The sequence below is a fragment of the Pedobacter sp. PACM 27299 genome (assembly GCF_001412655.1).
In the GTDB taxonomy this organism is placed as follows: domain Bacteria; phylum Bacteroidota; class Bacteroidia; order Sphingobacteriales; family Sphingobacteriaceae; genus Pedobacter.
Map to the genome: position 1 here is coordinate 1,314,484 of NZ_CP012996.1, position 15,330 is coordinate 1,329,813.

Here is a 15,330-nt window from a genome sequence, read left to right on the forward strand (position 1 = left end):
AAACTTTAGTTAATTTAGATGTAATCATGCCCAAATCTACCTCTCAGATGATCATAGATCATCCATCCCAAAGCATTCGCTATCTTTATGATCAGCATGCGGGAATGCTATTAGGCTATATATTTGAAGTGGTAAAAGACCGAAAGTTAGCCGAAGATTATTTAGTGAAGATATTTTCTGCGCTCTCTCTGAGGGACGAGATTCCGAATCAGGAACAGGTCAGCAGCTGGTGCAGCCTGCTGAAATTTGCAAAGGCAAAATTACAGTTGTTTCATGCGGGTAACCCTTATGAAACAGCTCATGTCCAGTCAGGAGTTGCATTGTCTCAGCCAGTCAATACTTATCTTGACCGTTTAAATGAATTGCAAAGAAGTGTTTTTTGTGGGGTTTATCATCATGGAAAGACGATTTCAGCACTTTCAACAGCATTAAATACAACTGAAGATTTAACCAGAAAGACTTTAAAAGAGGCTTTCCTAATTATGAGAAGTGATGGTTAAGATAAACGAGTACCTGGAAAGCGGCGCATTAGAGACTTATGTATTAGGTGTTGCTACTGATGACGAAATCAAAGAATTGTTAGCCCTTAAATCGCGCCACCCTCAGATTGAAGAGGCTCTTGCTATTCTGGAAGCAGATCTGGAGCGTATTGCGGAACACATGGCCATTACGCCGCCACCAAATACCTGGGACAGGATTGAAACCAGTATGAATGAATTGGTAAAAAGACCGAAGATGGAACATCCAAAAATGGAATACCTGATTGGCGATGAACCGGTAGAAAGAAGTCGCCCGAGCTCGCGTAAAAGCGAACAGTTTATAGAGGTAGAAGGGGAATCCGGTCACATGCGCATTCGTAAAGCCTGGCGTTGGGTGTTTGCTGCAGTATTTGTACTGGGCAAAATATTCCTGGCCTTTGCGATTTATTATTACCTGGAAAACAAACATACGCAGGAAGAGATCCAGCAGCTGAAAATTGAAATGAGGAGCATGCGAAGATAAAATCAAGCATTTGATAACTATAAAACCTGGATGATTGCTTAATGCAATTATCCAGGTTTTTTGATTCAAATCAGGCTTGTTTATTTGAATAAGCCGATCACCTTGTCGTATGATAGTTCCTGGTAATCGTTGATGTATAAATCACATTTAGGAAGTTCTTCAATGGCATGTGAGGTCAAAACACCTACCACCCGCATTCCTGCATTTAAAGCAGCTGAAATTCCTGAATAAGAATCTTCGAATACCAGGCATTGTTCTGGTGTAACACCTAAATTTTTTGCGGAGCTGAGGTATACTTCCGGATCTGGTTTGTGTTTTTTCACATCTTCACTGGCCAGGATAGAGCCGAGTTTAGACCTGATGTCTACTTTGCTCAGGATCAACTCCAGGTTGGCATAAGGAGCAGAGGTGGCTACGCCCAGTTTTACACCATGGTTTTCCAGATCAGAGATGAACTCCACAATTCCGGCAATCGGCTCAATGTGGTCTTTGTAAATTTTGCGGAATAAACCTTCTTTTTCTGCCTCCAGCTCCAAGAGTTCAGCGCCAGTAATTGGCCTGTTGAAAAAGTGGCTGAAGATATAACTATTGCTTTTTCCATACATGTGCTGGGCAAATTCAGCTTCGGTAGGGGCGAGGTTTCTAAGTGCAAAGAAATCACGGAAGGCAAGAGAATGATAAGGATTGGTATGGCAGATGACGCCATCCATGTCAAATATGACTGCAATTTCTTTATTCATTCCGTAAAGTTAATGACTATAGGGAAAGATAAAAGCGTATGGAATTTATTCTGACAGTTTTGACAAAAAAACAACCGCCTGCATTTTCCGGGGGGAGAAAATACAGACGGTGTTTAATTAGCTTTAACTAATTTTTATTAGGGTATTAGAGGAATTTTGGATCAGAGGTTCCGGCGATTTCGGCAGTGATGTCCCCAATTTTAGAGACGAACTTTTTATTGGTCGCATCCCATTGGAAGAAATAAAAGGTCTTGCCTTCAAACTCAATACCTGGCATGATATAAATACCTTTGGTACCATAACCTAAACCTGCTCTTCTGGTCAATGTTTTGGTTACCACCCCAGTAGTTGGATTGGTTGTTTTGGTATATAAGGTCACAGTTTTAGTGCCGGTTTTCGTCAAGGTAAGGATAGAATCCTTTAGTTTCGTACCTTCACGTGAAGCGCTGAATACATAACCCGGTGCTACAAAATCAGTTGCCAGAATATTGCTAATCGTAGCATTCATATCTACCCAATCTTCTTTTGTTGCTCTTTCAAACCTCAGCTCCACATGTTTTCTGTTGGTTTGAAAAATAAGGTCTCTATCGGCTCTGCCATAGCTTAAAAACTCAAACTCTCCGCCTCTGGCTCTACCACCCATCCCTGGCTCTGCAAAAGAAGCATCTGCGAGGTCATGAAGGATGCTGTAAGTGCTGAATTCTAATTTCAGTGTAGATCCTAGTTTAAGCGCATACTCGCTGGTTTCCAGTCTGGTTAAGTCTAAGGTAGACTTCATCTGTACATGCGTGTCGTCTGTGAATTTGAACAGGAAGGAGTAACTTTTGTTTGCCCCAGGTACCACTGTTAGTGCTTCAGTAGACATCGGGAAATAAACAAGTTTCCAGCCTTCAGGTGATGATTTTAAATCTGCACGCAGTTCCTGCTTGGCTGTTTCCAGTCTGATCGTCGAGCTTTCCTCGAATATTTTATCGTCTTTTTTACTGCAGGAGGCCATGAGGATGACTAGTGCCATAGCCGCGGTAGTAAATTTTATTTTAGAAGTGGTCTTCATCTTTGTAAGTTTCATTTTCTATTAAACAATTTTGAGTGATGGTTCTTCCCGCTTTCCCGGGCTGTACAATTAAGGTTTACTCAAATAAGCGGCTCTTTTCTGCGCTGTTTTTTCCTGTAGTTTATAGATGTCAATGCCATAAACTTTAGTGAAATAACTCACTACTAAGCCCTCTTTCCTTCTTAGGTCTTCTTTTGCTTTAGTAGCAGTAGTAGATCCTTCGAAATCCTCAATACTATTGATGAAATTGTCCCATTCCGGGCGGGTCATGGTTAACATGAATTTTACCATTTCAGCAAAATCCTCACCCACATTCATCCTTGCATAACTCGATACAAAACCTTCCAGATTTGACTCCCAGTCTTCGAAATTCTGCCAGTTGGCGGTATAGCCTGCAGGGGTAATCTGCTTATAGGCGGCCTCGTCAAAATTTCTGATCTGATTCAAAATATGGGCGTACTCATGGTGAATTAATCCACTGTAGCCGTTATAGATATTTGGGTTTTTCAAACGCTGAGCAGTGACCTCATTGACACTAAAAAGTGTAATGGTTTTTCCACCGGAAGCTTGTCCCCAGGCACCATTACCACCATTTGTGGTCAAGTCATCACCACCTCTGAAAATCAGCTCTCTTGGGGCGATCTTTTTCACAAAATCAGGACCTGCAATCTCTGAATAAGATTCAATCCAGGTGTTTTGAAGTACTTCCAGCAAAAGTCTTACTTTTTGCGGTTCAGGTGGGATGTTGTACCTTCCGAAGTCGCTCATGTCGCCTTCATCCCATTTGTATTTAATTTTGATATTGTAAGGACTGGTATAGTTGCTGGTAATCCATTCGTCAAAAGCAGTTTTAACGGGATCACTAACATCCAGCTGACTTTGATCCGGCAGCACTTCTTTTTTAGCGCAAGACGTCAGCATTACTATATATAGGGCGAGAAACGGAATTATTCTTTTCATGATTATCTGTTATTAGGTTCTAAACCAAACTCTAAAGCCACTTGTGGGATCTGAAGTTGTTTTCTTGGGTCATTTTTGGTCAATACAATGTTTTGTAATCCTGTTAAAGTATGGGTTACTTCCATATTGAACCTTCTATTGTCGAACCACCTCATGCCTTCAAATGTGAATTCTCTTCTTTTTAACTCCGATACTGCCTGTACCAAACTCGCCTGGATATCTGAAGCAAATGGGTAAGATGGCGTTAGCAAGGTTTTTGCATTTGGATAAGTCGTCAATATTCTGGCTTCTGTCAATGGTCTTGTAGCAGGGTTGTAATTCACCAGTTTTTTAGTGTAAAGCAGGGTCAAATCTGCGATAGCATTGGCATTGTCGCCTTTCATGGCATAAGCTTCTGCACGGTTCATCAACACCTCATCATAAGTCAGGGCCACATAAGCCATATAGTCATTTCCAACTCCAGCTTCGGCATTGGTATACACGAAATTGTTTCTGAATTTTCTGATCACAATATTTCCACCCACTTCGTACTGCACATAACCATAAGCCCATGAAAGTCCTAATGGATTGGTTGTTGCAGGAAGAATCACAGTTTGTCCAAGTCTAAGGCTCAAGGAGAAACGGTTGAAAATGCAGAAGTACCAGTACTGACTGCAGTTACCACTGGCTACCATCACATTGGCAGGTTCTTCAGTAGAAGAATAAAGTGGCAATACATTGTCAGATCCAAGGGCTCTGTATTTTACAGCCCAGTCTCTCAGCAGGGTAGCAGGATTTTTCAGAATATCAGAAGAGTACTGAATTACTTTGTCCCAATCTCCTTTATACAGGTAAAATCTGGAAGCAAAAGCTTTGGCTGCTTCTGGAGAGAACTTGAATTTAGGAGCCGTTGTATTCGTTTGAATAAGTGCCATTCCTTCCAGTAGATCTCTCTCTATCAGGTCGTACACTTCTTGTACCGAAGCACGTTTGTAACGTTTAAAAGGCTCGTCTTCTACTTCCTGAACATAAGGAACGCCAAGATCTGTTGCCGCAGTAGCAGGATTATAGTGTTTAGCCCAAAGGTTTACCAGCATGAAATGGTAATAAGCTCTGATGAGTAAAGCTTCTCCTTTTGAGGCTGAAATATCAGCTGTGCCTTGCAATTTCTCGATGCTGGCTAAGGCCTGATTAGCTACTGCAATGGATTTATAGCAAGCGAGCCAGTAACCGATTGGGCTGGATCCATCTTCATCAATATCATTAGTTTTCCAACGGTAAGAGAAATCGTTCACCTGGTCGAATGCGGTCACTTTTCCGCCATCTAACACGTTGTCTGACATCGGTTCAGTGAAGGCGAAATGTGCAGGGCCATCATAGGCACCTGCCAATAATTTATCCACCTTTTCTTTAGAATTGATGGTTGTTCTGTTATCTGGCATTTCTGACAAATACTTTTTGCAGCCGGATCCGGTGATGCAAATCGCTAAGACAGCTAGTGTATATAGTAAGTTCTTATTTTTCATGATAATTTCAGGGATTAAATACCAATGTTCAAGGATAGGATGTATTGTTTAGAAACGGGTTGAGCTACCCCACCTACGTTATAAAATTCAGGATCTGCACCGTTAAGTTTTTTATCCGAATAGATTAACCATGGGTTGGTTGCTGCAAGACGTACAGAAACATTGTTCAAGCCAATTCTTTTCACTAAGTTTTCATTTAATTTGTAAGATAATGCCACATTTCTCAAGCGAAGGAAAGTACCATCAGCTACTTGTGCAGTAGAGAAATTGTAAGAATTATAGGCTCTTGCCAGGTTTCCATCTTCTGCTAATAAACGCTGATCTGCAATCACAGGCACATTAGTGCGTAGCTCATCACCAGCTAACAGCCATCTATTGGCAAAGTCTTTTGTAGGGACAAAGCCTTCTGTATAGCTAGAAGAGAAGATTGGAGTTTTACGGATTTTATTTCCTGTAGAACCATATAGGAAGAAGCTGAATCCCCAGTTTTTGTATTTAAAATTATTGGATAGACCCATAGTCATGTTTGGATCTACCGAACCTTCATTGATCAGGTAGCTCAACACGTTATTTCGGTCTTGCATGTTCACATCACTTACCGTGATCAGGTCGCCCTGTGAATCTTTAACTTTGAATTGAGGTAATCCTTTATCATTTAACCCTACAAAATTCAGGGAGAATAAGGAGCCTCTAGGGTAGCCAATGCTATTGCCGCCATTCTGCTGAACCAGGTCAAATACAGAAGATCTTACCTCTAGCTGCGTGATTTTTTGTTTGAAATGGTCAAAGTTAAGGGTGGTCTGCCAGCTGAAATCACCATTGGTAATATTGGTCGTTTGGATAGCAACCTCTATACCTCTTGTGGTCATATCTGCATTGTTTGCTGTTTTTAACAGCTCACCGCCGATACCACTAGCTTGAAGATCATCAATCAAATCAAAAGATTTTTTCTGATAAACATCAGTTGATACTGTAATTCTATTGTTTAGGAAACCAAGGTCTAAACCAAGGTTGGCAGAATATTGTTTCTCCCAGGTTAGGTATCTGTTAGCCAGTTCACTGATATTGATTACTGATTCTCTGTCTGCACCATTCACACGGTTAATGCTGACGTTGTTTTTATAAATCGTATAGGCATTGGTTGCCGGGCCGGTATTTGCAGTCAGACCATAAGAAGCACGGAATTGTAAAGCACTCAGGTCAATGCTTTTATTGAAATCCTGCATGAATTTCTCCATATATAGATCCCATTTACCACTCACCGTCCAGGTAGGTAACCATCTTGCAGAAGAAGCTTCTCCTTGTCTGTTGGAACCATCATATCTTCCTGAGGCAGAAATCACATACTTGTCCAGGAATCCGTAAGTTGCTTTACCAAGGAAGGCAACAGAGCGCTCTCTGAACGCTGGTACCTCGAAGTAATTAATCCCTTCATTGAATGCTTTTTTCAAGATCGAAATGTCCGTGTATGGTACATAACCATCATCAAATTGCATCCCGAAACCAGTGAATGAACTTCCACCACGGTCAATGTAACGCATTTCCTGAGCAGCAAGGATGTCTAAATCATGTTTTCCATTAAATTTATCATAGTAGTGTAGGGTGTTTCTCAGGTAATAATTGGTCAGAGAGTTGTCGTATTTAGAATAAATACCTCCGTTTGGAATAGCTACAGTTGGAATATAACCTACTACATCCGGATCTCTATATAAGAACCTGTTATTTTCTCTGATTAAAGCAGTAGAAGCTGATCGGTAGGCGCCAACTCTGTTCGATTTTTCCAAAGCAAAAACTTCTCTTTCTGAATTCACGAAACGTGCAGAACCGATAGAAGAGAAATCAATTTTATCAGTGATTTTGTATTTGAAGTCTGCCTGGAATTGAAAATCTTTTACATTGATGTCCATGTAATTGTTTTCAATCTCATTCAGGATGTTAAAAGGAGCGAAATTTTTACGGTAATATTCCAGGTTTCCATTTTCATCATAAGGTCTTAACACACGACTGGTAGATAAGGCATAGCTAAATGGATTGATGTCGAAATCTCTGGTTACTGTACCGAAATACGAGTCAGGAGAGGAGTTTAATGTTCCTGGTGCTTTTTGCTTCCTGATCGAGCTTAAAGTCGATAAGGTCAGGTTCACTTTATCTGAAAAATAGAATGTGTTTTTGAAATTGATCGCCAGCTGATCTACTTTATCTGCTTTTGTCCATCCTGGATCATTCAGGTAACCTACTGAAGCATAGTAACCATTTTTAGCACCACCACCAGAAAAGGTAAGGGTGTGGTTATTCATCAGTGATGGTCTGAATAAAGTACTGAACCAGTCGGTATTGGCCATTTCATATTTCTGAAGGAAACGGTTCAGGTCCTGGTCTGTATTGCCCAATTGGAAGGTTTTCGTAATTGGGTCATAAGTATTCATTTTGTCATAAGCCATTCCATAAACACCAGAATTACTTACCCCAGCTAAATTGCTCTGGTTCAGGAATCCTTTAGATTTTAATTCTGTTAAAATGCCCATGTTCTCATAAGAATTCAGGATGTCAAACTGGTTGTAACTTGGGGTTTGACGTACCGAGAATTCTCCAGTATAAGTAACAGCAGTCGGGGTATCTCTTCTTCCTTTTTTTGTGGTGATTACAATCACACCATTCATAGCTCTAGCCCCATACAATGAGGTTGCAGAAGCATCTCTAAGGATGTCAATACTCTCAATGTCGTTGGTGTTGATACCGGCTACGGTAGAACCAATTAGGGTTTCCGCATTTCCTGAAGTCAGGTCATTTGTAGTTTGTTCTACAATATCTTCCCTTACTACACCGTCAATTACCCATAATGGTGCAGTCTGACCTTTGATCGAGGAACCACCCCTGATGCTGATCTTTGGTGCAGCACCAAAAGTACCGGAGATATTTTGAACGTTTACCCCAGCAGCACGACCTTGCAGCATACCTGTAATGTCTGTAGCTCCATCCAGTTTGATCTGGTCCATTTTCAGGGTCTGAGTAGCACCGGTAAATAGCTTACGCTTGATGGTCTCCATACCGGTAACGACTACGCCTGATAAAAGATTTTCATCTTCTTTCAGGGTTACATTGAGTACGGTTTGACTGCCTACTGCTTTAGCCTGGGTCATGTAGCCGATATAGCTGAATATCAAGGTGGAACCCTGGTTTTCCAGTTTAATCGAATATTCTCCTTTGGCGTTGGTACGGACTACATTTTTAGTGTCTTTTTCAGAGACGCTGGCACCTACTAATGGGCCGGTTGCGTCGGATACTTTACCTGTAATCACCTGCTGCTGAGAACGAATCAGGAAAGCCTGTTCCGCTTTTGGCGACAAAGGATTGATCAGAATGATATTCCCTTCAATCTCAAATTGAAAAGGCTGATTGCTCATCGCCTGATAAAGTGTTTCATTGATGGTAGCGTCTTGTACCGAAATACTTACGGGCCTTGATTTTTGCAAGAGGTCTGTGTTGTATACCAGTTTATAGCCGCTTTGTTTTCTGATTTCCTGCAAGACCTCTCTCAGTGGTGTATTTTTTACGGATAAGGTTATCTTTTGAGAGAAAGTTTTAGCTGAAATCTGCAGACTGGCAATGACCATTAAAAATGCTGTCAATTTCATGGTTAGTGAAAGTTTGGTGGTTAGGTTTTTCGCAAGGATTATATTCCGCCTAAGGCAGAGCAATAGCTTGCGCTGAACATTTAAATTCATAGATTTGTTTAGTTGTAAGGTAATTGGTTAATTAATTGTTTTCGGTTGCCTGAATCATCGCCGGTTGCATTGCAGTGCAATCGGCTTTTTTCTTTTGTAGACTTTTACATAAGCATTGGTTTTAGTGGTTTAGTTTGATGGTGTTATTTACAATTTGAAATTTTAGGTTCCCTGTTTTTTCCAGCATTTGAAGCACTTTTAAGAGCGTTTCATTACGGGATACCAGGATGTTATATCGGGTGTTTGGAATGTCATTGTAATCGACTTCTACATTGTACCATCTGGCGAATTGCTTTAGAATTTCTTTTAAATGCACATCCTCAAACAGGAAATTGCCATTCTTCCAGGCGCGGGCACTCTCTGCATTTACTTTCAGGACGGAAAGTTCATGATCAGAATTGAGGATAGATTGCTCCCCAGGGCTCAATGTTTTGCTGTTATTGCCCGTTTTTCCGCTCACATTTACGATGCCCGACATTAAAGTAGTTTTTACCAATTGGTCATCTTCGTAAGCGCTAATATTGAATTCAGTGCCCAATACCTGAACTACCTGTCTAGAAGTCTCTACAAAAAATGGCAGACGTTTTCCATCAACTGTTACTTTTTCTACTTCAAAATATCCTTCTCCACTTAAAGAGACACGTCGCTCATTTTTTGCGAATTTTAAAGGATACCTTAAGGAAGAAGAGGTATTTAGCCATACCCGGGTGCCGTCTGGAAGTAAGACTTCATATTGCGCACCTTTAGGCGTCCTCAATTCATTATAGGCAGGAACCTCAGAAGTCACGTTTTTGCTGTCTACTTCATAAACAAGCATGCCGTCTTTAGTTTTACTGATGGTGATGCCTTTTTGATTCAGCACGGTATCGCTATCGTCAGCACTCAAGGCAATCGTAGAACCATCTTCCAGTACAAGTGTTGCTTTACTGCTGCCCGGCTGTACATCATGAACGAGGGCTGGAGTATCATTAATAACCCCCTTTTGATACTCCTGAAAAAATAGGTAGGCTGTACCGAGCATTAAACCGGTCATCGCTGCTGCAACCAGATATTTTTTATAACGGTATAAGAAGAATTTATTGGTTTCTTTTTCAGGAAAGAGCGTGTTTTTCAGGTAATGGTCTGTTTGCTCAAATACGGCAATCACCTCTGGCTGAGATTCGAAATTTTCTGGTGCTGCTTTACCCAGTTCTTCCAGAATCAACGATTTTAATTCCGCATCCTCGTGGATTTTGCCAAAATAGTTCAGCAATGCTTTCACTTCTTCAGGACTGCATTGATTACTTAGGTAAAGATTAAATAGCTGAGAGACTGGTTTCATTGTATTCCTCTTTTAAGCTAATACGCTTGAAAAAGAAAAAGCAACTACTCCAATTGTTGATTTTAGTTAAAATAGGTTAAATAAATAATGAACAACACAAAATCTATATGCGAAAGCTTCTTTTTAATGATGCTGGTAGCCTTTACAATGTGGTTATTTACCGTAGCAGGGGAGATATTTAACATCAGACTTACCTCATTATAACTTTTGCCATCAATTTTACAAAGTTTAAAAACGGTGCGGCATTTAGGAGGCAATTGTTCTATTTGCTGTTCCAGCAGGTCAAAGTTTTCTTTGAGATGAAAAGCATCTTCAATCGGATTGTATTCTTGTCCGATAGTCAGGGCGATCAGCTGCTCTTCCAGTTTTTTATCACGACTCGCTTTTCTGAAAAAATCATAGACTTTATTCTGAGCTATACGGAAAATATAATGTTCAATGGGTTGTTTGGGATCGATGTAATCCCTGTTGTGCCAAATGGTCACAAACGTTTCCTGAAGCAGGTCGGAAGCCAATTCCGAAGACTTCACCATTTTTAAAATATTCGCATAAATACGACCTCTGTATTTCTTATAAAAGAAATCAAAAGCACTGCTATCTCCGGTTTTTAATCGAACAAGCATTTCCTCATCTACAATCAACTTACTTTTCTCCATCCTATGAGTGTAATTCTAGTTCAGTTATACTTTTTGTTGTTTTTATACGTTATGCTTTTCCTGTTTTTTGTTAGAAAAATGGCTGCATATTGCCCATTTCTCCCTATTAAAGCATGTTTTATTTGTTTTTTGGCTATTATTTCGATCTAGAGTTAGTCAAAATTTTGATTCAAATTAAGAATTTTTACAACAATAGATTGAAAAATAATAGAATTATATTTTTATTGATTTATTAACTTAGGGTTTAAAGAAGATTTTTTTTTATTGTTTTTAAGAGAAATGAAGTAGGATGGAACTCCTGAAAAACAACACAGCCCCTGTAGGATTTTCTACAAGGGCTGTGTTGTTTTTAATTTTTTAGAGACGATTTAAGGGAATCTTATTTATGCGTTCTCTTTCTATCATTGTCTTTGTTGGAAGTCTGATCAGATCGTTGTCCACCACCATTGGTAATGCCTACTTTTTTCTTGTCGTCTTTAACATTGTGATGAATGCGATCTGAGGTCGGATTCCCTTGGCTGACGCCACTGTTTTTGGGATGCTGTTCTTTGTTCATGATGATTCCTTTCTTTTGTTATCATTAAAAAACAAGTCTTGCGAACTTTAGTTTTAATCACCTGCTATATTGGGTTAAATAGCTTGGGGTATTAAGTTACATAACGGTATCCAAAAGATGGGTTAGTTCAGTTTCTTCGAGCACAAAACGTTTGGAGCCAACATCCTTAATAAATTTCCATTTGATCAGGCGGATTTTTCCATCCCCGATCTCTATGCCGGTGATGTCTCCATCATTAAAACAACAGCATCCGGTATTGAAGTAGGTGTTCTTAGAATATACTTGCCGTGGACTGGTGTCCCCGCTAATCTTACCGGCAATCAATTCAGCTTCCAGTTTTTGAACCATGTCCTGCTGTCCGTTTTTTCTGGCTTCATCTAATCGGATATAGGTTCTTTCCAGGTGGGTGAGGGAGTTGAATACCGGTTGATGGGTATGCCCGGTGATTAAAGCCATGTTATTTTGCTGGGCAGTCCAGTCGTACATGATCGCATTGTGCGCAGATTTTAACTGGTTGTCGAAAGCGGGTGTATTCGGGTTGATGCGGAGATAAGCCTGAAAAGGGGCCCATATATTGGAGACAAACCATTTGCTGAACCAGTTGCCGTCACTTTGCAGGTCGCCCTGGTGGCCATGGGTTAAAAAAATAACCAGCTTTCTGGAATCCAGCAGAATGCGGATTATCATGCCCTCATAAATTTTCACTTTGCGGCCATATATTTTTTCCAGATGGTATCCAGCCAAAGGGTCATTGTCCCAGTATAAATCATGATTCCCAAAAATCTTAAAAAAAGCATCCCGTTTTAGAAACTGGGCTTCCTGCTCAAAAGTTGCTTTGTTGTGTTTCAGGACACTCCATACCGGGTATTTCCAAAACTCTTCACTATCTCCTAAACTGCAGTATAGAAACTGCTCTTCATTGTAGTACTGTAATGCAGCAAGGTAGTTTTTTTCCGATAGAGCGAAATCATCACCTGGATTTCTATTGCCCTTGTGCTGATCTGAAAATATGATGAGCCTTTGGTCTGAATGGAAATCAAGAATTAAACCCTGCTTCCCCTGATCTTTCAAAATAGTTTTAAATAAAGCACTGAGGGCCTCGTGTACGCGTTTTGGCGCTGGTCTGGAACTGTATTTATTGGCCAGTTTAATGACCCGTTCTGTGAGTAGCTTTTGTAAAAATACGCGCATGTTTGTAAAATATTTTCAATTTTATGTAACCTTCTGTCGATTAGATACATCTTATACATAGAAAACACGATCACCATAACCATTCACCTTACCTGATGATATGCATAAATGCGTAGGTGGAAAAACTATGTCTATATGAAAACGAAAATATACTACTTCTTTCCCTTGTTGTTCAGTCTTTTGTTATTTATTTTTAGTACTGCACAAGCACAAAATGCGGTTGTCATCTCGGGAGAGATCTCAGGGAAAGTCCTTGATGAATCACAAAAAGCATTTCCCTATGCCAGTATCAGTTTGTTGAATGCCAAAGACTCCAGTTCTGTAAGGGGAACTTTAACCGGTGACAACGGAAACTATGAGTTCAAAAACATTCATCCAGGAAAATACCTGGTTTCCATTTATGTGGTGGGGTACCGGAAAATAGTAAAAGGTCCTTATCAGATTGGAGCGGATCAACGTTTACATACCATTGCACAGGTTCAAATGGTGGTTGATGCACAGCAATTGCAAGGTGTTGATATTGTGAAGCAAAAGCCTTTGATAGAAAGACAAATCGATAAAACGGTCTTGAATATAGAAAACAGTATTCTGGCGACTGGTAATACCGCATTGGAGATTCTACAGAAATCTCCGGGGGTGACGGTAGATAAGGATGGGAAAATTGCCCTGAGGGGGAAACAGGGAGTGACAGTGATGTTAGATGGGAAACCAACCTACCTTTCAGCAGAACAGCTGGCCAATTTATTGCGTTCCACAGAAGGCAGTGCCATTCAATCTATTGAGCTGATCACCAATCCTTCTGCTAAGTATGATGCGGCTGGGAACTCAGGGATCATCAATATTAAACTAAAGAAAAACCGTAATTACGGTACGAATGGCTCCTTATCGGCAGGAGTTGGTTATGGCACAAATTATAAATTCAATACCGGCCTGAACCTGAACCATAGAGAGAAGAAGTTCAATATTTTTGGAAATGCAGACTTTGGATTGAACAACCGTTTCCAGGAAACTGACATTATGAGGGTCAACAATACGGCTACCAATCAGACCTATTTCGACCAGACCGGTCATACGGATGCCAGACGTAGAAACCGGAACTTTAAAGCAGGAATGGACTATTTTATCAATGACAATAATACCATCGGCTTCTTTGTAAATGGTTACCATAGCAACAGAAAATCTAATGCAGATGTGCTGACTTTAATTGGCGACAGGCCCGGTAAGACGGATTCTTCAGTAGTGGCGCCAAATACCAGCACTGGAAAGTATACCGGAATTACCTATAATTTAAATTATAAAGGAACATTGGATACCCTGGGACAGGAGATCAGCATGGATGTCGACTATTCCCGTTACAATGGTGATGAAGACAATGTTTTCAATAATCAATTTAAGAATGCCAATGGAGCACCTTTAAAACCATCTTATATTTTTAGGAATTCAACCCCCTCAATGGTGAAAATATGGGGCGCAAAAGTAGATTATACCTATCCCATTAACAAAACGATGAAGTTAGACCTGGGGGCAAAATCCAGCTTTGTGAGTACAGACAATAGCTTCCTTTTGAGAACTTTGTTCAGGACCAATGGCAGACTGATGGGGTAAAAAGCAACCAGTTTATATACGATGAAAACATCAATGCGGCCTATGCGAATTTTAAAACTAAATTTAAGCGTACCACAATTCAATTGGGCTTAAGGGCGGAGCAAACCAATTCTAAAGGAAATTCTATCACGGAAAAGAAAGTGGTGAAAAGAGATTATATCAATTTATTCCCTAGTGTATTTATCAATCAGGAATTGTCAAAAGACCATGAAATAGGGCTGTCTTATAGCCGCAGGATCGATCGCCCGGATTATAGTTCCTTAAATCCTTTTATTGATTACCTGGATTTATATTCTTACAGACAAGGGAATCCTTTCTTAAAACCACAGTTTACCAATGCATTTGAGTTCTCTTATTCCTTCAAAAAGACATTAAATGCGACCATCGGCTATAGCCATACCAGTGATGTGATGACGGATGTACTGCTCACCGATACCGCAAGGAAAACTATTTTTATCTCTGTGCAAAATCTGGCCAAACAGGATTCTTATAACCTCAACCTGAGCTATCCAATAGCCATTACAGAATGGTGGAGTACCAATAATAATTTAACTACCTATTACAACCGTTTTCAAACTCCTGATATTTTAGGGAATCCTTATAAAAGCGGACGATTGGCTTACAACCTGAATACCACACAAACGCTGACCTTAAATCCGACTACAAAATTTGAATGGTCGGGCTATTTCCAGTCCAAACAAGTCTATGGAACGCTGTTGATTGCGGCACAGTATGGAATAGATCTGGGCGCCAGTAAGTCCTTTATGGACAATAAACTGAATATTAAATTTGCTGCCAATGATGTGTTTAAATTGCAAAAAAGCAAGATTACCAGTGCGTTGGCTGATCAAAATTATGTAGTGAATGAAAGATGGGAAAGTCAGGTATTTCGCCTAACTTGTACCTATCGTTTCGGAAGTAAAGATGTTAAGGGGGCCCGTCAGCGCTCAAGTAGTTCCGAAACAGAGGGGAGACGGGTTAAATCCGGCCGTTAAGGCCATATAAAATGATGGGT

At 40.2% G+C, this 15,330-nt stretch carries 11 protein-coding genes and 1 pseudogene; 3 read left to right on the forward strand and 9 right to left on the reverse strand.

The window, feature by feature from the left end; translation table 11 throughout:
- The first annotated feature begins 26 nt into the window (after positions 1-26).
- Both AQ505_RS05600 and AQ505_RS05605 read left to right on the forward strand, forming a co-directional pair.
- Entirely contained in the window at positions 27-500 is a 474-nt protein-coding gene (locus AQ505_RS05600) for an RNA polymerase sigma factor (protein ID WP_062547273.1), read from the forward strand.
- Positions 493-1,002 carry a hypothetical protein gene (locus AQ505_RS05605; protein WP_062547274.1) on the forward strand — a complete coding sequence of 170 codons (510 nt, stop codon included), beginning with the start codon at positions 493-495 and terminating at the stop codon, positions 1,000-1,002. The genes AQ505_RS05600 and AQ505_RS05605 overlap by 8 nt, the downstream gene beginning before the upstream one ends.
- An 80-nt stretch (positions 1,003-1,082) precedes the next feature.
- Here the strand turns inward: AQ505_RS05605 and AQ505_RS05610 are convergent, their stop codons facing one another.
- The 9 genes from AQ505_RS05610 to AQ505_RS05645 form a co-directional block, all read right to left on the reverse strand.
- Positions 1,083-1,742 (reverse strand): HAD family hydrolase, encoded by a 660-nt coding sequence (locus tag AQ505_RS05610; protein WP_062547275.1) that lies wholly within the window; start codon positions 1,740-1,742, stop codon positions 1,083-1,085.
- 145 nt (positions 1,743-1,887) lie between these two features.
- Complete coding sequence (locus tag AQ505_RS05615; protein ID WP_062547276.1) at positions 1,888-2,811, reverse strand: DUF4302 domain-containing protein; 924 nt, start codon at positions 2,809-2,811, stop codon at positions 1,888-1,890.
- 54 nt (positions 2,812-2,865) lie between these two features.
- Positions 2,866-3,756: a substrate import-associated zinc metallohydrolase lipoprotein gene (locus AQ505_RS05620; protein WP_062547277.1), complete on the reverse strand. Its 891-nt coding sequence runs from the start codon at positions 3,754-3,756 to the stop codon at positions 2,866-2,868.
- Positions 3,757-3,758: 2 nt separating this feature from the next.
- Positions 3,759-5,261 carry a RagB/SusD family nutrient uptake outer membrane protein gene (locus AQ505_RS05625; protein ID WP_082461426.1) on the reverse strand — a complete coding sequence of 501 codons (1,503 nt, stop codon included), beginning with the start codon at positions 5,259-5,261 and terminating at the stop codon, positions 3,759-3,761.
- 14 nt (positions 5,262-5,275) lie between these two features.
- Positions 5,276-8,896, reverse strand: coding sequence for a SusC/RagA family TonB-linked outer membrane protein (locus AQ505_RS05630; RefSeq protein ID WP_197286305.1), 3,621 nt, complete (start codon positions 8,894-8,896; stop codon positions 5,276-5,278).
- 211 nt (positions 8,897-9,107) lie between these two features.
- Complete coding sequence (locus AQ505_RS05635) at positions 9,108-10,307, reverse strand: FecR family protein (protein ID WP_062547279.1); 1,200 nt, start codon at positions 10,305-10,307, stop codon at positions 9,108-9,110.
- Between the two features lie 62 nt (positions 10,308-10,369).
- Complete coding sequence (locus AQ505_RS05640; protein ID WP_062547280.1) at positions 10,370-10,963, reverse strand: RNA polymerase sigma factor; 594 nt, start codon at positions 10,961-10,963, stop codon at positions 10,370-10,372.
- Positions 10,964-11,342: 379 nt separating this feature from the next.
- Positions 11,343-11,519, reverse strand: coding sequence for a hypothetical protein (locus tag AQ505_RS26585; RefSeq protein ID WP_197286306.1), 177 nt, complete (start codon positions 11,517-11,519; stop codon positions 11,343-11,345).
- A 96-nt stretch (positions 11,520-11,615) separates the two neighbouring features.
- A complete protein-coding gene (locus AQ505_RS05645; RefSeq protein ID WP_062547281.1) occupies positions 11,616-12,710 on the reverse strand; it encodes a metallophosphoesterase in 1,095 nt (364 codons plus the stop codon).
- Positions 12,711-12,845: 135 nt separating this feature from the next.
- Between AQ505_RS05645 and AQ505_RS26825 the strand changes: the two are divergent.
- Positions 12,846-15,310: pseudogene (locus tag AQ505_RS26825) on the forward strand (outer membrane beta-barrel protein).
- The last annotated feature ends 20 nt before the right edge of the window (positions 15,311-15,330 follow it).